The following is a 24,538-nucleotide window of genomic DNA, read 5'->3' on the forward strand; positions in this document are numbered from 1 at the left end:
GGCCCGAAATGCTATTCCCCGGCGCGCTTCAACCGGCCAGCAAGCCATTCACCCGCCAGCGCCGCCAGCATCGACAGGCCGGTGAGCGGGAACAGCAGGCCAATGACCAGCATCAGCCCCGCTACCGTCCGGCGCACAGCCGGGGTCGCATCAGGCGGGGCGCACAGCCGTCCATTTCGCCGCCGCTTCCACCACAATATCGGCGCGGTCAGACACAGCAGCAGCAGGCACAGGCACCCCGCCAGCATCAGCAGCCGATTGGCCTCGCCATATTCCTGCCCCTGATGCGTGGCGATGCCCCATTCGACCACGCGCGCACCACCGCCGAAATTGCGCCAGGCGATATCCTGCACCACCGCGCCTGATGCGGCATCGATGGTGATTGCGCGGGCATCCTGCGCCCGCTCGACCATGGTGGCGACTAGCCAGGGCGCGCCCGGCGTAGCGGGCAGGACCAGCGTATAGCCGCCGCTGACGCCGCGCTGCGCGACGATATCCGCCACCGCATCGATGCCAATGCCGCCAACGGCGCCCTTGGCCGCGCCGCCCTCGCGCAAGGCCCAGGGCAATGCTTCCTGCGCCGGTGCAGTCCATGGAATGACCGGCGCCCTGGGGCGACCCAGGTCATTCGCAGCGACCACCGCGCGCAGCCCCCCGCCCCAGACTTCGGTCCAAGGCATGCCGGTCACCGCCAGGAAAAGGATGACCAGCGCCGACGCAAAACCCAGCGTGCCATGTAGGTCGCGCCAGAACAGCCGCCCGCCTGGTCGCCCCCGCACCGCCAGCGCCGGCTGGCCGCGCCGGGGCCAGCGCAGATAGAGGCCGGTTATGCAGAGCAGGATCGCCCAGCCCGCCACCACCTCCACCAGCCGATTGCCGACCGCCCCGGTCAGCGCCAGGCTGTGCAGGTCCTTGATCACCTTCATAATGCCGCCGCCCTGCATGGTGCCCAGGATGCGACCGTCATGCGGATCGACGAACCAGGTGACGGCATCACCCCCTGTCGCCTTCGTCGTCACCCGCCAGCTTTCATCCCGCATTGCCGGCCGGACGATCTGGGTGACGCGCAGCCCGCTGGTCCGCTCCACGGCGGCGACCATTTGCGAAGGCGGCACACCGCCAGGTGCGGCGGCGATCCGCACCGGATAGACCAGCGCCTCGATCTCCGGCTTATAGAGATAGAGCGCACCGGTCACCGCCATCAGCGCCAGCACCGGCAGGACGATCAACCCGGCATAGAAATGCCACCGCCACATCGCCCGATAAAAGGCGCCACTGCCCATCGCCGCCGCCATCAGAAGCGCGCCTGGACGCCGCCATAAATGGCGCGCCGCTCGATCGGATAGAAGATCGCCTGCGCCGAGGGCGCCAGCGCGGAATAGTCGACCACCGCACCGATATCGCCGACGGCCGCCTCCGCAGTCAGGTTACGCGCATCGACGAACAGGGTGAGGCTATCGCGCAGTACCGCCTCCGCCCGCAGGTTCAGCGTCGCATAGCCACCGACCTGCTTGTTGTTGGCATAATCGACCCAGGCCCCCTGCGGCACCCATTCGACTGCAGGCGTCACATTGAACCGATCGGTGCCCAGCTTCACCTCCGCGCGGTAGACATGGCGCGGCACCACCGGCAGGCGATTGTCGCCGAATTGCACGTCGTCGCGGAAGCGGAAGTCGCTATATTGATAGACCTGCCGGAGTGTCGCCCAAGGGGCCAGTTCCAGGTCCAGCCCCGCCTCGATCCCCTGATGTCGGGTCTTGCTCGCATTGAAGGTAGCGGCCGGGATCGTGCCGGCGACCACATTATATTGCAGCATTTCACCCCGGATATCGGCGCGATAGAGGCTGACGTCCCAAGCCGCGATGCCGCGATGGCCGCGCGTGCCGATCTCCGCCGTCCACGCCTTTTGCGCGCCGACCGGCGTGAAGCCGGGCGCCCCGCCCGCCGGGGTCTGGCTCAGTTCGCCAAAGCCGGGCAGTTCGACCGAGCGGCTGTAATTGGCATAGACTTGGACAGTCTCCGCCGGTTCGTAGAGCAGGCCGAATTTCGGCGCGAAACTGTCGAAATCTGCGTCGCCGCTGCGCGCCGGGGCAAAGATATTGTCGATCTGCCGTTCGCCATGGGTGTAGATGCCTCCAGCGATCAGCCACAGACCCGCTACAGGCGCGATCCGCCCCTCGCCATAGCTGTTGATCGTTTCCGCCTTCTGGATCGCATAGGCCGTCGGCGCCCCCGGCTTGCCGGCGACATTGACGAACTGACGCGCGACCGTGCGGCCGAAGCGCGCCTGGCTGCCCAGCGTCAGTTCCGCCGCCATGCCGCCAATCTCGCCCGCCAGATCCAGGCTGGCGAACAGCCCGCGATCCTGGGACTTCTGGTCGATCACCTGATAGATGGGATGGTCGAGCTGCTTGGCATTATAATAGACGCCAAAGGCCAGCTCGCCTCCCCCGATCTGCACTATGGTCCGGTTCTGCAAGCGGATCGAATCGATGTTGCGCGCCTGATCACCCACAAAATTGCCTTTGGTCGGATCATGCAGCACATCCGCTTCGCTCAGCGCGCCGGATAGATCCTGCCGGATCGACTGGGCGCTGGCATAGAAGCGCGTTTCCACCGTCTCGCTGATCTTCAGTCCGACATTGCCGTTGAACCGCAGCGATTTGCGCGCGCCATGATCGCGGTCGCCATCGGATCGGTCGGCGGTGATCGCCGCCCAGCCATCGCCCCGATCATCGGCATAGCCATAGGCCGCCTTGCCCCGCAGCGTATTGAAGCTGCCGCCATCGATGCGAACCTCCGCGCCCGGCGCGCTGCGCCCGGTGGGCGTCACCGCATTGATCGCGCCGCCCAGCGTCGATCCGCCCAGCCGCAGCGCATTGGCACCGCGATAGACCTCGATATGCTGGAAGACTTGCGGGTCCAGTTCCTGGAAATCACCATTATCGTCGGCAGCGTTGATCGGGATGCCGTCCTGCAACAGGGTCAGGCCGCGCATATGATAGCCACGCGACAGGCCCGATCCGCGGATCGATATCCGTACCTCCTGCCCGAATCGCGGCTGGGTGTAGACGCCGGGCGAAAAGGCGAGCGCATCGCGCAGCGACACAGCCAGCTTGTCGCCATAGTCATCCGCCGCGACGACATCGATGCCGCCAGGCGTGCGTGCCACCCGGGCCGCGGCTTCCTCGATGATCGGGCTGGCGGTTACGATGATGCTGCCCGGATCGGGCGCTTCCTCCGCATGGAGGGGCAGGGAACAGGCAAGCGCACACAGCACCGCGCCGCGCGGGAGATGGGAAAGACGCATGAATTTTTGGACCTTAACTGAAAACAGCAGGGCGCTGGCCGGTTAGCGGCCACGCGCATGAACGGGTTTCAGGAAAGGCTGGGCGGTCCGGACGATGGTGGTGGTGGCGCGGCCAGCCGGGCGATGACGCCGGTGCGCAGCGCAAAGGCGATCGGACCGAAGGCCAGTTGCCAGGCCGGCAGTGGCAGGTCGGCCAGAATCAGCGGCGGCATGACCGGCTGGATCGAGGCCGCAAAGGGACAATGCTGGGTCTGTGGCGTGGCGTCGCCGGGATGCTTCTTGCCAGGCGCAATGTCGCGATCGACCACGACATTGACCGCGCCCTGGCCGGTACAAAGCGTCACGACGACGCCCCGTTCGGTCCGCATCGGCATGAAGCCGGCCGGCACCACCATCTGCATGGCCAGGACGAGCAGCGCCAGCGAAGCCAGCAGGCTCCGTGCCGCATATGATTCTCGTATGGCCCCCATCATCGGTCATGGCCTAGGTGGCCCAAACCCGTCTGTCACTAGGACAAAAGGCCATATCGCCGCGACATACTCACCTTGACGTAAACGTAAACCCGTTTTACACCCTTGGCCATGAGCACGCGCAGCAACATCGCCGGTATCGAACTGCCCGACGACCGGGACCAGCAGAGCTACACCATCACCGACCTGAGCGAGGAATTCGGGGTCACCGCACGCGCCCTGCGCTTCTATGAGGATGAAGGGTTGATCGCCCCCGAACGTCAGGGGCTGGCCCGCATCTATTCGCGTCGCGATCGCGCCCGCCTCGCCTGGATCCTGCGTGGCAAGCGCGTGGGCTTCAGCCTCAACGACATTCGCGAGATGATCGACCTGTATGACGCCGACGAAGGCCATGAGGAACAGCGTCGCGTCACGATCGACAAATGCCGTGCGCGCATCGACCTGCTGACCCGGCAGAAGGATGATATCGACGCCGCGATCGCTGAACTGGCGAGCTTCATCGGCTCGATCGAGAAATAAGCCGGAGCCGCACCGCCGGCTCCCCCGCTACAGAACAAAACCGACTGGAGAAGATTCATGCCCAGCTATACCGCCCCCGTTCGCGACACCCGCTTTGTGCTCGACCATGTCGTCGGGCTGGAGCGCTACGCCAATCTGCCCGGTTTCGAGAATGCGACCCCCGACCTGGTCGAGGCGATCCTGACCGAAGGCGGCAAGATCGCGTCGGAAGTGCTGTTCCCGATCAACGCCGTGGGCGACAAGGAAGGCTGCACCCGTCATGCCGACGGCAGCGTCACCACGCCGACCGGTTTCAAGGCGGCCTATGACCAGTTTGTCGAGGGCGGCTGGACCACGCTGCACGCGCCGATCGAATTTGGCGGCCAGGGCCTGCCCAATGTCATCGCCACCGCCGTCACCGAATATGTGCTGTCGGCCAACCAGGCGTTCGAAATGTATCATGGCCTGACCGCCGGCGCGATCGCCGCGCTGATCGCCAAGGGCAGCGACGAACAGAAGGCCACCTATCTGCCCAACATGGTGGCGGGCACCTGGACCGGCACGATGAACCTGACCGAGCCCCATGCCGGAACCGACCTGGGCCTCATCAAGACCAAGGCCGTGCCCAATGGCGATGGCAGCTTCGCGATCAGCGGCACCAAGATCTTCATCTCGGCCGGCGAACATGACCTGGCGGAGAATATCATCCACCTCGTCCTCGCCAAGACGCCCGGCGCGCCCGACAGCAGCAAGGGCATCTCGCTGTTCGTCGTGCCCAAGTTCATCGTCAATGAAGACGGCTCGCTGGGCGACCGCAACGCCGTGTCCTGTGGCTCGCTCGAACACAAGATGGGCATCCACGGCAACGCCACCTGCGTCATGAACTATGACGGCGCCACCGGCTGGCTGGTCGGCGAGGAAAATAAGGGCCTGGCCGCCATGTTCATCATGATGAACGCCGCGCGCCTGGGCGTCGGCCTGCAGGGCCTGGGCCAGGGCGAGATCGCGTTCCAGAACGCCGTCCATTACGCCAAGGACCGTCGCCAGGGCCGCGCGCTCACCGGTCCCAAGGAGCCGGAAGAAAAGGCCGACACGCTGTTCGTCCATGCCGATGTTCGCCGCATGCTGATGGAAGGCAAGGCGCTGACCGAAGGCCTGCGCGCGCTGATCCTGTGGGGCGCATTGCAGCATGACCTGTCGCACAGCGCCGCAACCGAGGAAGAGCGTCAGGCGGCCGACGACCTGCTGCAGTTGCTGACCCCGGTGATCAAGGGCTATGGCACCGACAAGGGCTTCGACGTTGCCGTTTCCAGCCAGCAGGTGTTCGGCGGCCATGGTTACATCTGGGAAAATGGCGTGGAACAGTATGTTCGCGACGCCCGCATCGCCCAGATCTATGAAGGCACCAATGGCGTGCAGGCGATGGATCTGGTCGGCCGCAAGCTGCCGATGAATGGCGGCCGCGCGCTCCAGGCCTTCCTCAAGATCCTGGCCACCGAAATCGCCGAGGCCAAGGGTAATGAGAAGCTGGCCAGCTTCGCCGATGCGCTCGAAAAGGCCAAGGGCCAGCTCGAAGCATCGACCATGTGGCTGATGCAGAACGCGATGAAGAACCCCGACAATGCCGGAGCCGGCGCGCATCATTACATGCACATCCTGGGCATCGTCGCCACCGGCCTGATGTGGCTGCGCATGGCCAAGGCCGCCACCGGCCTGCTCGACGCGGGCGAGGGCGATGCCGGCTTCCTGGAAGCCAAGCTGGTCACCGCCCGCTTCTTTGCCGAGCGCATCATGCCCGACGCCGGTTCGCTCCGCCGCAAGATCGAGGGCGGCGCCGACACGCTGATGGCGCTCGACCCGGACATGTTCCTGGCAGCCTAGAGCATCGTGCGCAAAAGCGGGAACCGGTTTTGCGCTTAAAACGATGCGACAACAAAAACTGAGAGCGCGCTGCGTCGGATATAACGCAGCGCGCTCTAAGCAAATCTAATCCCGCCCTGCCGCACCTTCGGGCCGGGAGGGCGGGCATTCGCCGATGCGCCGGCCGTTGAGCAGATATCGGTCCTCGGCTTGAAAACGCCCGGTGTCGGTTGTGCCAAGCATGATCCCTTCAATCCGCTCTGCCGCCAACTGCGCACTCAATCGCATGTCGATCGTACCATAGCGCGACGGACAGGAGCGGGTGACACTCAGCCGCCCCTCCTCCACCTCCATGCGCGCCATCATGCAGCCCTTGAGCCCCTCGCGCTCGAAATGATCATCGACAAATTGCTGCAGCGTCTCCGCATCACTGCGGCTGAGGCATAGCTGATAGCGATAGCCCGGTGGCGGCGGCGGCAGGCTGCTCTGCGGGCGGGCGCCAATCACCTTCCACCCTACCATCCGGCTGAACATTCGTCCCTTCTCGATCTCCCACAGACCCGGTCTGATCCGGTAGCGCGATCCGGTGACGAGAATACCGGCATCCTGCTCCACCGGCGGCAGGCTGATCTGGGGTCCGGGCAACACCACCGATTCGATCGGTTGTCGCGCCTGCGCCAGCGCGGCTGGACGGACGAGCACGACATCTTCCGCCTCCATCTCGGCATCGGCCAGCACCGCAATCCGTTCGCTGACGCAGGCCTGGGCATCGCGCCGGCGGCCATGGCCGTCAGCCACGCACAGGCGCACCAGTTCGCACATCGCCTGATCGACCCGATCCTCGCCGCTGGTCCGGGTGATGGTGCAGCGGATAAGGTCGCGCCCGCGCGCGTCATAGTCGATGCCGACCCTGCGCAGCTTGGCGGCGGTAACGATGATCGGTTCGTTCGCGTCGGCAGCGTCCGACGATGAGGACAAAGAAAGGAGCATGAACGCCCAAGCCGCGACCTGCCGCAAGTCCTGCCTCTCCCTCTATCTCCTGTCCTCAGCATCACCCGAAGCGCGCCGCCATGCAAGTCCGAACGAAGGCGCAACGATCCGCTCTGGCCCTGCCCCCTTTTCACCGATAGACAAGGATGATGGACAGCCCGCCGCCGGCACAGGATGTGATCCCCCACCGCCCGGTGCGGACGCTGGGGCTGGCCGCCTGCATCGCGCTGGTCATGGGCAATATGATCGGATCAGGGGTGTTCCTGCTGCCGGCCGCCCTCGCGCCCTTCGGCTGGGATGCGGTCGCCGCCTGGGTGTTCACCATCGCCGGCTCCTTGATCCTGGCCTTCGTCATCGCCCGGCTAACCGTCGCCATGCCCGACGCCAATGCCGCGCAGATGAGCGCGCGCGCCTATGGTCCGCTGGCCGGCTTTGCGATCGGCTGGATCTACTGGCTGTCGATCATCATCACCAATGTCACGATCGCGGTCGCGGCCACCGCCAACCTGTCCAGCCTGCTGCCGATTCTCAATCGGCCGGGGCTGGGCGCACTCTGCTCGATCGGCTTCATCTGGCTGACCACCGCGATCAACCTGCGCGGCGCCCGTGCCGCCGGCACGGCCCAACTGGTGACGACGATCATCAAGGTCGTGCCCATCCTGGTCGTCCTGGTGCTACTGGCGCTGACGATCGGGCGTGGCACGGCGGAAATCGTGCCCTTCCCGGCCCAGGGCTTTACCGGCAGCGGCATCACCGCCGCCGCCGCGCTCACCCTCTGGGCGCTGCTGGGCTTTGAATCCGCGTCGGTCGCTGCCGACAAGGTCAAGGATCCCGCCCGCACCGTACCGCGCGCGACGATGATTGGCACGGCCGTCACCGGCCTGCTCTATCTGTTGGTCTGTTCCGGCATCGCCCTCACCCTACCCGGCGCCGAAAGCCAGACCGGATCGCCCTTCGGTGCCTATGTCACCCATTATTGGTCGGCCGGCCCCGCCAGCCTGGTCGCGATGTTCGTGGTGATAAGTTGCCTGGGCGCGCTCAATGGCTGGACGCTGCTGCAGGGCGAAGTACCGCTGGCGATGGCGCGCGCAGGCGAATTGCCGGCGTGGCTGGCGGGCACCGATGCGCGCGGCACGCCGCTACGCGGACTGATATTGTCGAGCATCCTCGCCAGCCTGCTGCTGGTCGCCAACAGCCTGCAGGGGCTGGTCGCGCTGTTTACCGCGATGGCGCTGCTCGCGACATCGGCGACCCTGTGGCTCTATGTGGGATGCGCGCTGGCCGCGTTGCGGCTGCGGATCGCGGTGCCGGCGGCAGCGATAGGGCTTGCCTATGCCTGCTGGACGCTATGGGGCGCGGGCCTCATACCCAGCGGCGCCAGCTTCCTGCTGATGGCCGGTGGCCTGCCCTTCTACTGGTGGGCGCGGCGCACCGGCGCCACGCCCTGACCAGTCCTGTGGGGAGCCTCAGTCCCCCCACATTTCCTTGAGCTTGCCAAAGAAGCCGCTCGATTGCGGGCATTCCTCACCGGTCTCTGTCTCACGGAAAGCCTCCAGCAGTTCGCGCTGCTTGGCCGTCAGCTTGGTCGGCGTCTCGACATCGACCTGCACGACCAGGTCGCCCTGACCACGGCCATTCAGCACCGGCATGCCAGCGCCGCGTTGGCGGATCTGCTTGCCTGACTGGATACCGTTCGGGATCTTGATCTCGTGCCGCTGGCCATCAAGGCCAGGTACTTCGATCACCCCGCCCAGCGCGGCCGTCGTGATGCTGATTGGCGCGCGGCAGAACAGGGTCGTGCCGTCTCGCTCGAAGATGCTGTGCCGCTTCACATGCAGGAAGATGTAGAGATCGCCTGCGGGCGCGCCCCGCGCGCCGGCTTCGCCCTCGCCCGACAAGCGGATCCGGGTGCCTTCATCGACGCCCGCCGGGATATTGACCGACAGCGTCTTGGGCCGATCGACCCGGCCTTCGCCGCGACAGGATTTGCACGGGCTTTCAATCACCTGGCCCGCGCCATGGCAGCTGGGGCAGGTCCGCTCCACCACGAAAAAGCCCTGCTGCGCCCGCACCTGACCATGGCCCTGGCAGGTGCCGCAGGTCTTGACCCCGGTGCCCGGCTGAGCGCCCGAGCCTTCGCAGCTATCGCAGGCAGTCGAAACCTCGATCTCGATCTCGGTCTTCTTGCCGTGATAGGCCTCATCCAGCGTGATTTCGAGGTCATAGCGCAGGTCCGCGCCGCGACGCTGCTGCTGGCGTCCACCGCCACCGCCAAAGCCGGCCTGGCCAAAGATCGTCTCGAAAATATCGCCCAGATCGGAAAAACCGCCGGCGCCGCCGTGGAAACCACCGCCGCCACCTTCCTGCTGCTGCTTGAAAGCGGCATGGCCGAACCGGTCATAGGCCGCCCTCTTCTGCGGGTCCTTGAGGCATTCATACGCCTCGGACACCGCCTTGAATTTGGCCTCACCGTCCGTGCAGCCCCCGGTCTTGTCCGGGTGATATTTCATCGCCAGCTTGCGATAGGCGCTCTTGATCGCGGCCCCGTCGGCTGTGCGTTCTACTTCGAGCAGTTCGTAATAGTCGATTTCGGTCGTCATCTCGCCCTCGGCGCGCACGGTCCCCGGCCTCGCTCCGAACGGATGCACTGGTCAGAAACCAGTATGTCCGCCCGAAGCGAAGTCGAGGAGCGTTTCATGGGGCTTACGCCTTGTTGTCGTCCACTTCGGAGAATTCGGCATCGACGACGCCGTCATCGGCCTTCGGCGCTTCGGCCTCCGGCGAGGCTGCAGCAGCCTGCTCCTTCTCGTAGATCGCCTGGCCCAGCTTCATCGCGACGGTCGCCAGTTCCTGCGCCTTGGCCTTCATGGCTTCGGCATCACCGCCTTCGATCGCGCTCTTGGTTTCCGCGATCGCGGCTTCGATCTCGCCCTTCAGCGAGGCGTCGACCTTGTCGCCATGTTCGGCCAGCTGCGCCTCGGTCGTGTGGACCAGGCTTTCGGCGTTGTTCTTGGCTTCAGCCGCTTCACGACGCTTCTTGTCGTCTTCGGCAAAGCGTTCGGCATCCTTGACCATCTGGTCGATGTCGGAGTCGCTCAGGCCGCCCGACGCCTGGATGCGGATCTGCTGTTCCTTGCCGGTGCCCTTGTCCTTGGCGGACACATTGACCAGGCCGTTGGCGTCGATGTCGAAGGTGACTTCGATCTGCGGCACGCCGCGCGGTGCCGGCGGGATGCCGACCAGGTCGAACTGGCCGAGCAGCTTGTTGTCCGCCGCCATTTCACGCTCGCCCTGGAACACGCGGATGGTCACCGCCTGCTGATTGTCGTCGGCGGTCGAATAGACCTGCGACTTCTTGGCAGGGATGGTGGTGTTGCGGTCGATCATGCGGGTGAACACGCCACCCAGCGTCTCGATGCCGAGGCTCAGCGGGGTCACGTCGAGCAGCAGCACGTCCTTGACGTCGCCCTGCAGAACGCCGGCCTGAATGGCGGCGCCCATGGCGACGACTTCGTCCGGGTTCACGCCGGTGTGCGGTTCCTTGCCGAAGAATTCCTTCACGGCCTCGCGCACCTTGGGCATGCGGGTCATGCCGCCGACCAGGACGACTTCGCTGATCTCGCTGGCGGTCACGCCGGCGTCGGCCATCGCCTTCTTGCAGGGTTCCATCGTCCGCTTGATCAGGTCGGCGACCAGACGCTCCAGATCAGCGCGGGTGATCGTCTTCACCAGATGCTTGGGACCATTCTGGTCGGCGGTGATGAAGGGCAGGTTGACTTCGGTCGACTGGGCCGAGGACAGCTCGATCTTCGCCTTTTCAGCCGCTTCCTTCAGACGCTGGAGGGCCAGCTTGTCCTTGGTGAGGTCGATGCTTTCCGCCTTCTTGAAGTCGGCAGCCAGATATTCGACCAGCTTGGCGTCGAAATCTTCGCCGCCCAGGAAGGTGTCGCCATTGGTCGACTTCACTTCGAACACGCCATCGCCGATCTCCAGGATCGAGATGTCGAAGGTGCCGCCGCCAAGGTCATAGACCGCGATGGTCTTGCCGTCCTGCTTGTCGAGGCCATAGGCCAGCGCCGCCGCAGTCGGCTCGTTGATGATGCGCAGCACTTCGAGGCCCGCAATCTGGCCGGCGTCCTTGGTCGCCTGACGCTGGGCGTCGTTGAAGTAGGCGGGAACGGTGATGACCGCCTGGGTGACGGTTTCGCCCAGATAGCTCTCGGCGGTTTCCTTCATCTTCTGCAGGATGAAGGCGCTGATCTGCGACGGGCTGTAATCCTCGCCACCGGCCTTGACCCAGGCGTCGCCGTTCGGCCCCTTGGCGATGTCATAGGGGACGAGTTCCATGTCCTTCTTGGTCATGGGATCGTCGAAGCGGCGGCCGATCAGGCGCTTCACCGCGAAAATCGTATTGTCCGGATTGGTGACCGCCTGGCGCTTGGCCGGCTGGCCGATCAGACGTTCGCCATCCTTGGCGAAGGCGACGATCGACGGCGTGGTGCGCGCACCTTCCGCATTTTCGATAACCTTGGGCTTGCCGCCATCCATCACAGCAATGCAGCTGTTGGTCGTGCCAAGGTCGATACCGATAACTTTTGCCATTTGTGTCCTCTTTGAACCCCAAAATAAATTCAGCGGTTGACGGCCCAATACCTCACGTAAGCGCCAAGGCAAGGCCGGTTTGCACGGGGGATATAGGCGCGCTTTCGCTTGGCACAAGGATCGGGGGCGATTAGTCAGCTATTGACCGGAAACGAGACAGTCACGGAGCTTCCCATGCGCGCGCCCTTTGCCCTCCTTGTCCTTGCCGCGCCGCTGGCGCTCACCGCCTGTGGCGACCCCGCGCCCAGTTATGTCGATCAGGCCTGGGTCCGGCTGTCACCCAACAAGGATACGCCCTCGGCCGGCTATTTCGTGGCGCATGGCGGCGATGCCGGGGTGCAGTTGCGCGGGGTGATGACCGACTATGCGCTCAAGGTCGAAATGCACGAAAGCGTCGATGAGGGCGGTGTCATGAAGATGAAGCCGATCGACAGCGTCGATGTCCCGGCCAAGGGCACGGTCGCTTTCGCACCGGGCGGCAAGCATCTGATGATCTGGGGCATCAACGACACCGCGATCAGCCGGGGCAAGATGCAACTGACCTTCCTGATGTCGAACGGTGACCGGCTGCTGGTCGATGCGGTGATCCGCAAGCCGGGAAGCGATGCTCCGGCGGCAGGCGCTCCGATGGAAGAGCATAAGGCGCATTGACCAGCCGCCTTCTGACCACCGACGAGGCCGCGCTCGCCAGGACGATGTTCGGCGACGCGATCGCCTATGACAAGGTGCGTGTCCATAACCGCAAATATTGGCCCTTCCAGCCCCGAACGGTGACCATGGCACCCGACGGCGATCTGTGGCTCCATCCCGGGGGCGGCCTGTTCTGCGCCGATTTCTGTGCCAGCCCGCTTCATCTCCAGGGCCTCTTCATCCATGAGATGACCCATGTCTGGCAGGCGCAGCGGTCGGGCAAATATTGGCTGCCGCTGATGCGACACCCCTTCTGCCGTTATGACTATGTGGTCCTGCCGGGCAAACCCTTCACCCGTTACGGCATCGAACAACAGGCCGAGATCGTCCGCCACGCCTTTCTGCTACGCCGAGGCGCGACGCTGCCGGGTAAACCCGGCCTCGCCATCTATGATACATTGCTGCCCTTTCGGGATAGCTAACGCCGAAGACGGCAAATCCCCCTCCCCCCCTTCATCTTCCCCCCCGCTTGTTCTATGGCCGCAAGCCTAGTTGCCGAGGGAATGCCATTTTGATCCTGGACCTTGCCGCCGCCGCTTCAGGCGCCATCCGCTTCGACCAGCTGGGGCTTAGCCCCATCGCCCTGAACCTGGGCTTCTTCACGCTCAAATGGTATAGCCTCGCCTATCTGGCCGGCATCCTGATCGGCTATTGGTATCTGTTGAAGCTGATCGCCCAGCCCGGTTCGCCGATGGCGCGGCGCCATGCCGACGACATGATCTTCTATGCGACGCTGGGCATCATCATCGGCGGCCGGCTCGCCTATGTCTTCTTCTACCAGCCCGAAATCCTCCAGCATCCGCTCGACATCTTCAAGCTGTGGAATGGCGGCATGTCCTTCCATGGCGGGGCAGCCGGCGTGTCGCTCGGCATCCTCTACATGGCGCGCAAGGAGAAGCTGAGCTGGCTGCGCATCCACGACTATGTCGCCTGCGTCGTGCCCTTCGGCCTGTTCTTCGGCCGCCTCGCCAATTTCGTGAACGGCGAATTGTGGGGCAAGGAAACCGATGTGCCCTGGGCGATGATCTTCCCGACCGGCGGCCCCTTCGCCCGCCACCCAAGCCAGCTCTACGAAGCCTTTTTCGAGGGTATCATCCTCTTCTGCATCCTCGCCTTCGCTTTCTGGAAGACGCGCGCGCGCTACAAGCCCGGCATGCTCGTCGGCCTGTTCCTCTTCTTCTACGGCATCTTCCGCTTTGGCGTCGAATATTTCCGCGAGGCCGATGCCCAGTTGATGGAATTTGCCCAGAAGACCGGCCTGCATATGGGCCAGTGGCTGTGCGTGCCGATGATCCTGGGCGGGCTCTATCTGATCGTCACCGCCAAGGGCCGGCGCGTGCGCGTGGAACCGATCGCAGGCAGCGCGAGTGTCAGCTGATGCCCTGCCCAGCCAGTTGAGCCTCGCCGAGCGCCTGGCCCGCCAGATCGATTCGGGCGGACCGATCTCGATCGCCCATTATATGGGCGAGGCGAACCAGCATTATTATGCCACGCGCGACCCGCTGGGGCTGGAAGGCGACTTCACCACGGCGCCGGAAATCAGCCAGATGTTCGGCGAACTGATCGGCCTGTGCCTCGCCGATGTCTGGCTGCGCTCGGGCCGGCGCGCCGACCCGCTCTATGTCGAGTTGGGACCGGGACGCGGCACACTGGCGGCCGACGCGCTCCGCGCGATGGAGGGCGCGGCGGTAACCTCGCGCATCCATTTCGTCGAGACCAGCCCAACGCTGCGCGAACGGCAGCGCGCCCAGATTCCCCATGTCATTCATCATGACAATGTTGAAGGCCTGCCCGACCAGGCACCCATGCTGGTGGTCGCCAACGAGTTTTTCGATGCTCTCCCCGTGCGTCAGATGGTCCGCGTTGGCGATGAATGGCGCGAGCGCGTCGTGGTCCGGCGCGAGGAGGAAGGCCGTTTTCTGCCGGTACCCGGTTATCGTCGGATCGAATCGGGCCTGCCGCCGATGGCCGCACAGGCGCCCGAGGGCGCGATCATCGAAATGGCACAGGCCGGCGCGACCGCCGGTTATACCCTGGCCAGTCGCATCGCCCGCCAGGGCGGCGTCGCGCTCATCATCGACTATGGCTATGAAGGCCCGGCGCTCGGCGATACGCTACAGGCGGTCAAGAACCACCAGTTCACCGACCCTTTCACCGATCCGGGCGAAAGTGACCTCACCACCCATGTCGACTTCACCCTGCTCGGCAATGTCGCGCGCCAGGCCGGCCTGCGCGTCCATGGCCCGGTGACCCAGGGCCATTTTCTCCAGCATCTGGGAATCGACGTGCGTGCTTCCGTGCTTGCCAAGGGCAGCCCGGACCGTGCGGCCGACCTGGAGGCGCAGCGCCACCGCCTGACCGACGAGGCGGAGATGGGCACCTTGTTCAAGGTGATGGCCTGGTCTCACCCCGACTGGGCCGATCCGGCCGGGTTCGAGAAATAGGGCGCGGCCTTCAGTCTTCCTGGTGGTAGCGGCTGAGCTTGCGGATGAAGCCGATCAGGCCGGTCTGGCGACTGCGCTTCATCCGTTCGGCGTGCAGGATGGTGCGCACGCGCTCGAAACATTCCTCGACATCGACATTGCACAATACATAGTCATAGCCGTCCCAGTGGGCGATCTCGCCCGCCGCGCGCGCCATGCGCCCCTCGATCACTTCGTTGCTGTCGGTCGCCCGCCCGCGCAGGCGCTTTTCCAGTTCCTCCATCGAGGGCGGCAGGATGAAGATACGAACCACGTCGCCGCCCGCGATCTGATGCAACTGCTGCGCACCCTGCCAGTCGATGTCGAACAGCACATCCTTGCCGCTCTTGAGCATCGCCTCGACCGGCGCGCGCGGCGTGCCATAGCGCTGGCCAAAGACATGCGCCCATTCCAGGAACTCATGCTCATTCGCCATGCGGCGAAACTCTTCCAGGTCGACGAAATGATAATCCTTCCCGTCGACCTCGCCCGGCCGCATCGACCGCGTCGTCGCGGAAACCGACATCGACAGTTCCGGTTCGCTTGCCAGCAATTTGCGTGCGATCGTCGACTTGCCAGCGCCCGAGGGCGAGGACAGGACGAAGAGAACGCCACGGCGCTTGAAATCGGGAGTATCGGTGGGAATGTTGTCGGCCATGGCCGCTAGTGGCGTCGTGAACGGCATTTTGCAAGAGGTCGGGGGAGAAGGCGCTTGGCGCGATCGCGTAAAGGAATGAATCGGCAGGGCTTTATCCTCGCCCTGCTGATCGCGCTGGGCGCGGCCATGATCCTCTACCTGATGGGCCGCCCGCCGATCTGCACCTGTGGCACGGTCGAATTGTGGCACGGGCCGATCGACAGCGGCAACAGCCAGCATCTGTCCGACTGGTACAGCCTCAGCCACATCATCCACGGCTTCCTCTTCTATGGCGCGACCCATTTGCTGATGCACCGCAGGCCGCTGGGCTTCCGCCTGTCGGTGGCGGTGGCGATCGAGGCGGCGTGGGAAATCCTCGAAAACTCGCCGATCATCATCGACCGTTATCGCACGGCAACGATCGCGCTCGGCTATTCGGGCGATAGCATCCTCAATTCGATGAGCGACATCGGCATGATGGCGGCGGGCTTCCTGTTCGCATCGCGCGCGCCGGTCTGGTTGACGGTCGCCGTTGCGATCGGCTTCGAGCTATTAGCGCTCGCCGTGATTCGCGACAATCTAACGCTGAACGTCCTGATGCTCGCCTGGCCGATCGACACGATCAAGGCCTGGCAAGGCGCCCTCTAGCCCGCCTTCTTGCGGGCCGCGCGCGCCTCGTCGATCAGGATCGGCCTGGCGCTGGCATCGGTCAACAGCTTTGTCGCCATCTTGCGATCGGCTTCCCGCTTGGCCTCATAGAGCTTGCCCGCCAGATAGGCGCCGGTGACGACCATCGCGCCGACCGGATAGCGCATGATCAGCCGCTTGGCGCCGGCCCCGGCAATCAGGCCGATCACGCCCTTCTTCCCCGTGTCGGCCGCAACCCGGGCTGCGACCACCGTCGCGCCAAGGCGGGCAGCCTTCTTGAGCAGGCCCGCCTTGCGTCGCTTGGCATCTGCGGCGCCGAGAGGTGCCTTGGGCGGGGTCGGGGCAGGCGTTTTCTTCATATGGGATTAATGTATCGCACCCGCCCCGGTTCCGCCAGTTGATCTGGATCAGACCATATTTTCCGGCCGTACCAGTCGGTCGAAGGTGGCTTCGTCCACCAGCCCCAGATCGAGGCCCGCCTGCTTGAGCGTCAGCCCCTTCTTGTGCGCATGCTTGGCGATGGTCGCGGCATTGTCATAGCCGATCTCCGGCGCGAGTGCGGTCACCAGCATCAGCGAGCGTTCGACCAGTTCGGCGATCCGGCCCTCATTGGCCTGCATCCCCTCTACACAGCGTTCGGCGAAGCTTTCCATGCCGACGCTCAGCAGATGGATCGAGCGCAGCACATTCGCGCCGATCAGCGGCATGAAGACGTTGAGCTCGAAATGGCCCTGCATGCCACCGACGGTCACCGCCTGGTGATTGCCGATCACTTGCGCCGCCACCATGGTCAGCGATTCGCACTGGGTCGGGTTGACCTTGCCCGGCATGATCGAGCTCCCCGGCTCATTGGCGGGCAGGTCCAGCTCGCCCAGGCCCGAACGCGGCCCCGATCCCAGGAAGCGGATGTCATTGGCGATCTTGGTCAGCGCCACCGCCAGCGTATTGAGCGCGCCGGAGAAGAAGACGAGGCCATCCTTGGCGGCCAACTGCTCGAACTTGTTGGGCGCGCTTTCAAACGGCGTGCCGGCAATATCGCTGATCGCCGCCGTCATGTCGTCCGCCCAGCCATCGGGCGCGTTGAGACCGGTGCCGACCGCCGTGCCGCCGATCGCCAGCTTGCGGATATTGCCGTTCAATGCGCCTTCGATGCGCGCCTTGCTGCTGACCAGTTGGGCGGCATAGCCGGAAAATTCCTGGCCCAGCGTGAGCGGCGTCGCATCCTGCGTGTGGGTGCGGCCGATCTTGACGATATGCCCCCAGCCTTGCGCCTTGGCGGTGAGCGCGCCAGTCAGTTTCTCCAGCGCCGGAATCAACCGATCTCGGGTCGCCAGAACGGTCGCGACATGCAGCGCGGTCGGGAAGCTGTCGTTCGACGACTGGCTCATGTTCACATGGTCGTTGGGATGGACCGGACTCTTGCCGCCGCGCGTGCCGGCCAGCTGCTCATTGGCATAGCCGGCGATCACCTCATTGACGTTCATGTTGGTCTGGGTACCGCTGCCGGTCTGCCAGATGACGAGCGGAAACTGGTCGTCGAGCGCGCCCGAGACGATCTGCTGCGCGGCATCCTCGATTCCGGCAACGATCTTCGCATCCAGACCATGTTTCGCATTCACCCGCGCTGCGGCCTGCTTCACGATCGCCTGGGCATGGACGATGCCGATCGGCATCCGCTCAGTCGCGCCGAAGGGGAAATTTTCGATACTGCGCTGGGTCTGCGCCCCCCAATAGGCGTTGGCCGGCACTTCGATGGCGCCAATGCTGTCGGTTTCGGTACGGGTAGCAGACATTCAGGACTCCCAGTTAAGAATCGATCGCAAAACTGAGTTGGATGTAGGGAGAGGCGCGAGAAATCCAAGCGATAATTGGGTGGGAAAGCGTAGAATCGCGCAGAGGAGTCGGATCAAGAATCGAGAGGCAAGCTGGCATGTTCGGATGGTTCAAAAAGCGATCACAGCGGCTGGAAGCGGAAGCGCGCTGGGACGTCAGCATCGACGCGACACGCATCGCGGTGCGGGATGCGTCCGGCGAGGTCAAAATGGTCAACAGGGCTGAATTGTCCGGCATCCTGATAGAAACCAACGATAGCGGCCCGTGGGCTGCCGATGTCTGGTGGTTGCTTTTTGGCGCGGACGATCATGTCGCCTGCGCCTATCCCCAAGGCGCTACAGGCGAACCCGCCGTGCTGGATGCGCTGATGACACTGGAAGGATTCGACCATGCGCAAATGACCGCAGCAATGGGATCAACCGGAAACGCGATCTTCCCGGTTTGGCGCAAGCCGGCCTGAGGTGAAAGAAGCGAAAGCCGTTTATTTCTTCTTGCCGAAATCCACCGTCACGACGTTCGAGCCATCTTCGCTCGTAACTTGGGGAACATCATTTTCCGCCGCATCATGGGGTTCGGGCTCTTCATCCGCCTGAACCTGGAATTGCAGCGCGAAATTGACCGCCGGATCGACAAAGGCGGTGATGGCGCTGAAGGGAATGACCAGATGGGCGGCAACCTGGTTGAAGGTCAGGCTGACCTCGAAATGATGGTCGCTGACCTTCAGGTCCCAGAATTTATTCTGAAGGACGATGGTCATCTCGTCCGGGAAGCGTTCCGAGAGATGCTTGGGGATGTCGACCCCGGCGGCATGCGTCTTGAACGTGATGTAGAAATGATGGACGCCCGGCAGACCGCCGGTCTGCTGGACTTCGCCCAGCACGCGGCCAACGACCGCGCGCAGCGCCTCCTGCACGATTTCGTCATAGGGAATCAGGCTGTCGGGCAGGTCTTCGCTCATGGGGCACATGTCCTAACGACGGGAAAGCGTCGGTCAACCCCGTCCGGCATACGCATGATCAGATTGCATGACCGGCGCGACACGCTATAGGGCGGCCATGCGCACGGCCGAGATTCACCGCAACACTGCGGAAACGCAGATCGACGTGACCGTCAACCTCGACGGCACCGGTCTTTATACCGTCTCCACCGGGATCGGCTTCCTCGATCATATGATCGAGCAGCTCTCGCGTCACTCGCTGATCGACATGACCGTCAAGACCGTCGGCGACCTGCATGTCGACCAGCATCACACCACCGAGGACACGGCGATCGCGATTGGCGAGGCGCTGGCCAAGGCGCTGGGCGACAAGCGCGGCATCAGCCGTTACGGCAGCGTCTATTCGCCAATGGACGAGACGCTGAGCCGCGTCGCGCTCGATATTTCCGGCCGTCCCTGGCTGGTGTGCAAGCTGCCCTTCACCGTCACCAAGGTGGGCGAATGGGACACCGAGATGGTGGAGCATTTCTTCCACAGCCTGGCCCAGGCCGCCGGCATCACCCTGCACATCGAACTCCTCTATGGCAGCAATAATCACCATATCGTCGAAAGCGCGTTCAAGGGCCTGGCCCGCGCACTGCGCCAGGCGGTGGAGATCGACCCTCGCAAGGCCGACGCCATCCCCTCGACCAAGGGCATGCTGTAAGCATCACTTCCATAGAAAGGCCGACCCCATGTTCATCATTTCGCTGACCTATACGGCGCCGATCGATGTGCTGGACGGCCATCTGGCCGATCATCGGGCCTGGCTGGACCAGGGCATTGCCGATGGCTGGCTGCTGCTCGCCGGCCGGCGCGAACCGCGCACCGGTGGCATATTGCTGGCGCGCGGCGCGCGCGACGATATCGCGGCCAAGGCGGCGACCGATCCCTTCGTCGTCAACGGTGCGGCATCGTTCGAGCTGATCGAGTTTCTTCCCGCACGTGCCGCCAGCGTCAATCTTGACACGCTGCTGTCATGACCATTGCCCTGATCGACTATGGCGCGGGCAATCTCCACTCGGTCCACAATGCCCTGCGCAAGGCAGGCGCCGACAATGTGACCATCACCGCCGACGCCGATGTGGTGGCGAAGGCCGACCGCATCGTGCTGCCGGGCGTCGGCGCCTTCCGCGCCTGCCGCGACGCGCTGGTCGCGATTCCCGGCATGGTCGCCGCCATGAACGAAGCGGTGAACGCGCGCGGCACCCCCTTTTTGGGCGTGTGCGTCGGCATGCAGTTGCTGGCCGATGCAGGCGAGGAGTTCGGCCGGCACGAAGGGCTGGGCTGGATTCCCGGCACGGTGCGACTGATCGAACCGGCTGATGCGGCCGTCAAGGTGCCGCACATGGGCTGGAATGACGTGGTGCTGAACGGCCAGCCGCCCCTGATCGAGGCGGGCGAGGCCTATTTCCTGCACAGCTATCATTATGAGGCCGCCAACCCGGCCCATGTCGCCGCCATCACCGACCATGGTGGCCCGCTGGTCGCCGCCGTCGCGCGCGACACCATCATCGGATGCCAGTTCCACCCGGAAAAGAGCCAGCGCTACGGCCTGTCCTTCCTGTCCCGTTTTCTCGACTGGCGGCCGTAACGGCTCCGTTCGCGCAAAGGTTGATCCCATGTCCCTGATCGTCTTCCCCGCCATCGACCTCAAAGGGGGGCAGGTTGTCCGCCTTGCCGAGGGCGACATGGACCGCGCCACCGTCTATGGTGACGATCCCGCCGCGCAGGCGCTGATCTTTGCTGCGGCTGGCGCCCAGCATATCCATGTCGTCGATCTCGACGGCAGCTTTGCCGGTCATGCGGTCAATGCCGAAGCGGTCGAACGCATCGTCGAGACCTTTCCCGGCCATGTCCAACTGGGCGGCGGCATTCGCAACAGAGAGTCGGTGGAACGTTGGTTCGACCTTGGCGTATCGCGCATCGTGATCGGTACCGCCGCGCTGAAAGATCCCGCCTTCGTCAAGGCGGCCGCGCGCGATTTTCCCGGCGGCATCGTCGTTGCGGTCGATGCGCGCGACGGCTTCGTCGCCACGGACGGCTGGGCGGAAAAGAGCGACATGCCGGTGATCGACCTCGCCCGCCGGTTCGAGGATGCCGGCGTCGCGAGCCTGCTTTTCACCGACGTCGGACGCGACGGCATGCTCAAGGGCTGCAATATCGACGCCACCGTCGATCTCGCCCGCGCCACCGATATCCCCGTAATCGCCAGCGGCGGCGTGGCGGGAATCGCGGATATCCGTATTCTCAGCCTGCATGCCGATGACGGGATCGAAGGCGTGATCACCGGCCGCGCCATCTATGACGGCCGCCTCGACCTCAAGACCGCTCTGGCGGTCGCACAGGCGGCGACTTGATCCGACACGCCGCACACGGATTTGGGAGCCTTATTCGATGACCGTCCGCACCCGCGTCATTCCCTGCCTCGACGTCGCCAATGGCCGCGTGGTGAAAGGTGTCAACTTCGTCGACCTCAAGGACGCCGGCGATCCGGTCGAGCAGGCCAAGCTCTATGATGCGGCCGGGGCGGACGAACTCTGCTTCCTCGACATCACCGCCACCCATGAAGCGCGCGGCACCATATTGGACGTGGTCCGCCGCACCGCCGAAGTCTGCTTCATGCCCGTGACCGTCGGCGGCGGCGTGCGCACGCCGGAAGATGCGCGCGCGCTGCTGCTCGCCGGCGCGGACAAGGTCGCGGTCAACAGCGCGGCGGTCGCCCGGCCCGAGCTGGTCGCCGACATCGCCGACCGTTTCGGCGCGCAGTGCATCGTCGGGTCGGTCGATGCTCGCAAGGTCGGCGAAAATCGTTGGGAAATCTTCACCCATGGCGGCCGCAAGCCGACCGGCATCGACGCGCTGGAACATGCGCTGCGGTTGGCAGAACTAGGCGCCGGCGAACTGCTCGTCACCTCGATGGACGGTGACGGCACCAAACAGGGTTATGACCTGGCACTGACCCGCACGATCGCCGATGCAGTATCGATCCCGGTGATTGCGAGCGGTGGCGTCGGCACGCTCGATCACCTAGTCGAGGGCGTGGTCGAAGGCCATGCCAGCGCCGTGCTCGCCGCGTCCATCTTCCATTTCGGCCAACACACGATCGGCGAAGCCCATGCCGCGCTCGCCGCTGCCGGCGTGCCGGTGCGCGGAGCCTGATACCAGCGGGACCGTCGATTTACTTTACATTAACCACGACCAAGAAAGTGGTGTTAACCGTAATTTTCAGCGGAAATCCGCTATTCCCGAGAGATTGGCACGCCCCCTGCTTTAACCAGAACGGGTCGGATGCGACGAACAATCGTCTTCCACGAAATCAGGGGTTCTGAACATGAAGATCAATAAGCTTCTCCTTCTCGCCGGCGTCGCCGGCTTCATCGGTGCCGCAACGCCGGCGCAGGCAACCTGGTGCTGGTTCGGCAAGTGCGGCAGCACCAGCTCGGGCGGCACCCCCTCGTCGACGGGCGGCACGCCCAGCAGCAGCGGCGGCGCTACGCCGGTGCCGGAGCCCGAGCAGATGGCCCTGTTCGGCATGGGTGCTGCGGTTCTGGCCAGCCGCGTCTTCTTCGCGCGTCGCAAGCAGAAGTAAAATTCATTTGACGGGTCGCGCGCACGGCGCTTGATGCACCGCATGCGCGCGACCCTTCACAATCTCGAACAGACCATCGCCCAGCGGCGCGGTGCCGACCCGTCGCAATCCTATGTGGCGAAACTGGCCGCACGCGGCCGCGCGAAGATCGCGCAGAAAGTTGGCGAGGAAGCAGTCGAGGCGGTGATCGCCGCCATGGCCGACGATCGGGCCGGGCTGGTTGGCGAGAGCGCGGACATCTTCTTCCACCTGTTGATGCTGCTGGCCGATTGCGGCGTCAGCCTGGATCAGGTGCTGGACGAACTCGACCGGCGCGAAGGCCTGTCGGGTCTGGTCGAAAAGGCCGCCCGCCCGGCGGACTGAGTTCGCACGGAAAAACATTGCCATCCCGGCGTTTGTGGATCAGCCTTCTGCATCTGCGGAGAGCGATATAGGGAGGCATGGGCATGATGATGCGGACAATCCTGGGCGGCCTGCTGGGCGGCTTTGCCATGTATATCATCGGCTTTCTCTTCTGGGGCACGCCGCTGAGTGCCATCGCGCTCAGCCGCGCCGACGCGCAGGCCAGCGCCAATCTGCAGGCCGCGATGGCCCAGGCATTGACCCGCAGCGGCACCGGCGTTTACGTCATCCCCGATCCGGCGACGGCGCAGGGCACCATCCTCTATGGCAAGGGGCCGGTCGCGATGCTGTTCTACAATAATAGCGGCTTCCCGGTCGCCGACGGCGCCAGCCTGATCGGCGGATTGCTGCTCGCTCTCGTCACCGGCGTGCTGCTGGCCCTGGCGCTGCGGTTCGTGACGAGCGATTTCAACGCCCGCGTCCGGGTATCGCTGCTCTTCGCCTTGGCGGCCGTACTGTGGCTGCATGTCGGTCAGGCCGTGTTCAACCATGCGCCCTGGGGCTACAGCCTCTATCTGGGGCTGAGCGATTTCATCAGCCTGGCCGTGGCCGGCCTGATCGCCGCCAAGCTGATGGACGGCCGGTCGATCAAGCCCGCAGCGCCGGACGGCACGATGCACTGATCAGCGCGCCGCCTCCTCGGCTAGGCGCAGCATGCAGGCGACATGGCGCCGGGCGATGGCATCGCGGTCGGGACCATAGCCCCCGCCGACCGTACTGGCGAGCGGGATACGGCGTGCCCGGGCGGCCCGCATGACCATCCGATCGCGCGCGTCCAGCCCCGCATCGGTCAGCGCCAGCCGGCCCAGCCGATCGTCGACATGGCTGTCTATGCCAGCCTGGTATAGGATCAGGTCGGGCATGAAATCGTCCAGCACGCGGGGCAGGATGTCGGCCAGCGCCGCCAGATATTCGGCATCGCCGGTACCATCGGCCAATCCCAGGTCCAGCGTCGATCGCGCCTTGCGCACGGGGAAATTGCGTTCGGCATGGATCGACAAGGTGAAGACATCACCGCGCCCGGCCATCAGCGACGCCGTCCCGTCGCCCTGATGCACATCCAGGTCCAGGATCAGGATATGCGCTGCATCGCCCTCCGCGATCAGCCGGTTGGCGGCGATGGCCAGGTCGTTGAAGATGCAATAGCCCGCGCCCGTATCCGCCAGCGCATGGTGGCTGCCGCCGGCCCCGTTCGCAGCATAGCCATGAGTCAAAGCCAGCCGCGCCGCCATCCAGGTGCCGCCGGGCGACAATAGCGAACGCCGCATCACCGCTTCGGTTACCGGAAAGCCGATCCGCCTTTCCTTGTCCGGCGGGACGGCCAGCGCCAGCACCTCGTCGACATAGGCGGGATCATGCACCGCCGCGATCCAGTGGCGTGGCATCGGTTCGGGACGATGGACATGTTTCGGCACGGCCATGTCATGCACCATATCCATGATCAGGCCATATTTGTCGAAACGCGGCTGCTGGCCATCTGTGGCCGGCGAGACATAGGCGGGATGGTGAACAACGTGGAGCATCATCTTTTCCCGCTATCGCGATTTGATAGATGGCCGCTTTGCGCT

The 24,538-nt window shown here is 64.5% G+C and carries 28 protein-coding genes; 17 read left to right on the forward strand and 11 right to left on the reverse strand.

What is annotated here, in order from left to right; translation table 11 throughout:
- Positions 1–11: 11 nt before the first annotated feature.
- The 3 genes from PMI04_RS19145 to PMI04_RS19155 all read right to left on the reverse strand — a co-directional run bounded on the left by PMI04_RS19145 (position 12) and on the right by PMI04_RS19155 (position 3,783).
- Positions 12–1,295 carry a PepSY domain-containing protein gene (locus tag PMI04_RS19145; RefSeq protein ID WP_007710430.1) on the reverse strand — a complete coding sequence of 428 codons (1,284 nt, stop codon included), beginning with the start codon at positions 1,293–1,295 and terminating at the stop codon, positions 12–14.
- Complete coding sequence (locus tag PMI04_RS19150; protein WP_007710429.1) at positions 1,295–3,310, reverse strand: TonB-dependent receptor; 2,016 nt, start codon at positions 3,308–3,310, stop codon at positions 1,295–1,297. Before PMI04_RS19150 ends, PMI04_RS19145 begins: the two co-directional genes overlap by 1 nt.
- 68 nt (positions 3,311–3,378) lie before the next feature.
- Entirely contained in the window at positions 3,379–3,783 is a 405-nt protein-coding gene (locus tag PMI04_RS19155) for a DUF2946 family protein (protein WP_007710428.1), read from the reverse strand.
- Between the two features lie 108 nt (positions 3,784–3,891).
- On the opposite strand from PMI04_RS19155, the gene PMI04_RS19160 reads away from it, so the two are divergent.
- Both PMI04_RS19160 and PMI04_RS19165 read left to right on the forward strand, forming a co-directional pair.
- On the forward strand, positions 3,892–4,299 hold the full coding sequence (locus PMI04_RS19160) for a MerR family DNA-binding transcriptional regulator (protein ID WP_007710427.1): 408 nt from the start codon (positions 3,892–3,894) through the stop codon (positions 4,297–4,299).
- A 57-nt stretch (positions 4,300–4,356) separates the two neighbouring features.
- Entirely contained in the window at positions 4,357–6,159 is a 1,803-nt protein-coding gene (locus tag PMI04_RS19165; protein WP_007710426.1) for an acyl-CoA dehydrogenase C-terminal domain-containing protein, read from the forward strand.
- Between the two features lie 105 nt (positions 6,160–6,264).
- Here PMI04_RS19165 and PMI04_RS19170 read toward each other — a convergent pair whose 3' ends face one another.
- Positions 6,265–7,128: a DUF3617 family protein gene (locus tag PMI04_RS19170; protein ID WP_238535919.1), complete on the reverse strand. Its 864-nt coding sequence runs from the start codon at positions 7,126–7,128 to the stop codon at positions 6,265–6,267.
- A 149-nt stretch (positions 7,129–7,277) separates the two neighbouring features.
- On the opposite strand from PMI04_RS19170, the gene PMI04_RS19175 reads away from it, so the two are divergent.
- Positions 7,278–8,576 (forward strand): amino acid permease, encoded by a 1,299-nt coding sequence (locus PMI04_RS19175; protein WP_007710411.1) that lies wholly within the window; start codon positions 7,278–7,280, stop codon positions 8,574–8,576.
- A gap of 18 nt (positions 8,577–8,594) precedes the next feature.
- Here the strand turns inward: PMI04_RS19175 and dnaJ are convergent, their stop codons facing one another.
- Both dnaJ and dnaK read right to left on the reverse strand, forming a co-directional pair.
- Positions 8,595–9,728 carry a molecular chaperone DnaJ gene (gene dnaJ / locus PMI04_RS19180; protein WP_037486559.1) on the reverse strand — a complete coding sequence of 378 codons (1,134 nt, stop codon included), beginning with the start codon at positions 9,726–9,728 and terminating at the stop codon, positions 8,595–8,597.
- A 103-nt stretch (positions 9,729–9,831) separates the two neighbouring features.
- Positions 9,832–11,730 carry a molecular chaperone DnaK gene (gene dnaK, locus PMI04_RS19185; protein WP_007710407.1) on the reverse strand — a complete coding sequence of 633 codons (1,899 nt, stop codon included), beginning with the start codon at positions 11,728–11,730 and terminating at the stop codon, positions 9,832–9,834.
- A gap of 174 nt (positions 11,731–11,904) precedes the next feature.
- On the opposite strand from dnaK, the gene PMI04_RS19190 reads away from it, so the two are divergent.
- The 4 genes from PMI04_RS19190 (at position 11,905) to PMI04_RS19205 (ending at position 14,864) form a co-directional block, all read left to right on the forward strand.
- Positions 11,905–12,381 (forward strand): copper chaperone PCu(A)C, encoded by a 477-nt coding sequence (locus PMI04_RS19190; protein ID WP_007710405.1) that lies wholly within the window; start codon positions 11,905–11,907, stop codon positions 12,379–12,381.
- Positions 12,378–12,842, forward strand: a complete 465-nt coding sequence (locus PMI04_RS19195) for a hypothetical protein (RefSeq protein ID WP_007710403.1) — start codon at positions 12,378–12,380, stop codon at positions 12,840–12,842. Before PMI04_RS19190 ends, PMI04_RS19195 begins: the two co-directional genes overlap by 4 nt.
- 89 nt (positions 12,843–12,931) lie before the next feature.
- On the forward strand, positions 12,932–13,798 hold the full coding sequence (gene lgt, locus PMI04_RS19200) for a prolipoprotein diacylglyceryl transferase (protein ID WP_007710400.1): 867 nt from the start codon (positions 12,932–12,934) through the stop codon (positions 13,796–13,798).
- The gene (locus tag PMI04_RS19205; RefSeq protein WP_007710398.1) at positions 13,788–14,864 is read left to right on the forward strand and encodes an SAM-dependent methyltransferase; all 1,077 of its coding nucleotides are present in this window, start codon (positions 13,788–13,790) and stop codon (positions 14,862–14,864) included. The genes lgt and PMI04_RS19205 overlap by 11 nt, the downstream gene beginning before the upstream one ends.
- Positions 14,865–14,874: 10 nt before the next feature.
- Here PMI04_RS19205 and gmk read toward each other — a convergent pair whose 3' ends face one another.
- Positions 14,875–15,540 (reverse strand): guanylate kinase, encoded by a 666-nt coding sequence (gmk, locus tag PMI04_RS19210; protein ID WP_037486506.1) that lies wholly within the window; start codon positions 15,538–15,540, stop codon positions 14,875–14,877.
- A 75-nt stretch (positions 15,541–15,615) separates the two neighbouring features.
- Here gmk and PMI04_RS19215 point away from each other — a divergent pair, with 75 nt between their 5' ends.
- Positions 15,616–16,167 (forward strand): DUF2585 domain-containing protein, encoded by a 552-nt coding sequence (locus PMI04_RS19215; RefSeq protein WP_037486504.1) that lies wholly within the window; start codon positions 15,616–15,618, stop codon positions 16,165–16,167.
- Here the strand turns inward: PMI04_RS19215 and PMI04_RS19220 are convergent.
- Positions 16,164–16,526 carry a hypothetical protein gene (locus PMI04_RS19220; RefSeq protein ID WP_007710377.1) on the reverse strand — a complete coding sequence of 121 codons (363 nt, stop codon included), beginning with the start codon at positions 16,524–16,526 and terminating at the stop codon, positions 16,164–16,166. The two genes, PMI04_RS19215 and PMI04_RS19220, sit on opposite strands and share 4 nt — an antisense overlap.
- 48 nt (positions 16,527–16,574) lie before the next feature.
- Positions 16,575–17,960: a class II fumarate hydratase gene (gene fumC / locus PMI04_RS19225; protein ID WP_007710364.1), complete on the reverse strand. Its 1,386-nt coding sequence runs from the start codon at positions 17,958–17,960 to the stop codon at positions 16,575–16,577.
- A 137-nt stretch (positions 17,961–18,097) separates the two neighbouring features.
- On the opposite strand from fumC, the gene PMI04_RS19230 reads away from it, so the two are divergent.
- A complete protein-coding gene (locus tag PMI04_RS19230) occupies positions 18,098–18,460 on the forward strand; it encodes a hypothetical protein (RefSeq protein ID WP_007710362.1) in 363 nt (120 codons plus the stop codon).
- A 21-nt stretch (positions 18,461–18,481) separates the two neighbouring features.
- On the opposite strand, the gene PMI04_RS19235 is transcribed toward PMI04_RS19230, so the two are convergent.
- Positions 18,482–18,958, reverse strand: coding sequence for a ClpXP protease specificity-enhancing factor SspB (locus PMI04_RS19235; protein ID WP_007710361.1), 477 nt, complete (start codon positions 18,956–18,958; stop codon positions 18,482–18,484).
- 97 nt (positions 18,959–19,055) lie between these two features.
- On the opposite strand from PMI04_RS19235, the gene hisB reads away from it, so the two are divergent.
- The 8 genes from hisB to PMI04_RS19275 all read left to right on the forward strand — a co-directional run bounded on the left by hisB (position 19,056) and on the right by PMI04_RS19275 (position 23,593).
- The gene (hisB, locus tag PMI04_RS19240; RefSeq protein WP_007710360.1) at positions 19,056–19,643 is read left to right on the forward strand and encodes an imidazoleglycerol-phosphate dehydratase HisB; all 588 of its coding nucleotides are present in this window, start codon (positions 19,056–19,058) and stop codon (positions 19,641–19,643) included.
- 28 nt (positions 19,644–19,671) lie between these two features.
- On the forward strand, positions 19,672–19,959 hold the full coding sequence (locus tag PMI04_RS19245) for a YciI family protein (protein WP_007710359.1): 288 nt from the start codon (positions 19,672–19,674) through the stop codon (positions 19,957–19,959).
- A complete protein-coding gene (gene hisH / locus PMI04_RS19250; protein WP_007710356.1) occupies positions 19,956–20,570 on the forward strand; it encodes an imidazole glycerol phosphate synthase subunit HisH in 615 nt (204 codons plus the stop codon). The genes PMI04_RS19245 and hisH overlap by 4 nt, the downstream gene beginning before the upstream one ends.
- 28 nt (positions 20,571–20,598) lie before the next feature.
- Positions 20,599–21,336 carry a 1-(5-phosphoribosyl)-5-[(5-phosphoribosylamino)methylideneamino]imidazole-4-carboxamide isomerase gene (hisA, locus tag PMI04_RS19255; RefSeq protein WP_007710354.1) on the forward strand — a complete coding sequence of 246 codons (738 nt, stop codon included), beginning with the start codon at positions 20,599–20,601 and terminating at the stop codon, positions 21,334–21,336.
- A gap of 37 nt (positions 21,337–21,373) precedes the next feature.
- Positions 21,374–22,138, forward strand: a complete 765-nt coding sequence (gene hisF, locus PMI04_RS19260) for an imidazole glycerol phosphate synthase subunit HisF (RefSeq protein WP_007710352.1) — start codon at positions 21,374–21,376, stop codon at positions 22,136–22,138.
- Positions 22,139–22,310: 172 nt separating this feature from the next.
- Positions 22,311–22,568: a PEP-CTERM sorting domain-containing protein gene (locus PMI04_RS19265; RefSeq protein WP_007710350.1), complete on the forward strand. Its 258-nt coding sequence runs from the start codon at positions 22,311–22,313 to the stop codon at positions 22,566–22,568.
- Between the two features lie 42 nt (positions 22,569–22,610).
- Positions 22,611–22,931 (forward strand): phosphoribosyl-ATP diphosphatase, encoded by a 321-nt coding sequence (locus PMI04_RS19270; RefSeq protein WP_007710348.1) that lies wholly within the window; start codon positions 22,611–22,613, stop codon positions 22,929–22,931.
- An 83-nt stretch (positions 22,932–23,014) separates the two neighbouring features.
- Complete coding sequence (locus PMI04_RS19275; RefSeq protein WP_007710347.1) at positions 23,015–23,593, forward strand: hypothetical protein; 579 nt, start codon at positions 23,015–23,017, stop codon at positions 23,591–23,593.
- On the opposite strand, the gene PMI04_RS19280 is transcribed toward PMI04_RS19275, so the two are convergent.
- On the reverse strand, positions 23,594–24,493 hold the full coding sequence (locus PMI04_RS19280) for a histone deacetylase (protein WP_007710345.1): 900 nt from the start codon (positions 24,491–24,493) through the stop codon (positions 23,594–23,596).
- Positions 24,494–24,538 lie beyond the last annotated feature (45 nt).

Origin of the sequence: Sphingobium sp. AP49 (assembly GCF_000281715.2) — a bacterium.
In the GTDB taxonomy this organism is placed as follows: domain Bacteria; phylum Pseudomonadota; class Alphaproteobacteria; order Sphingomonadales; family Sphingomonadaceae; genus Sphingobium.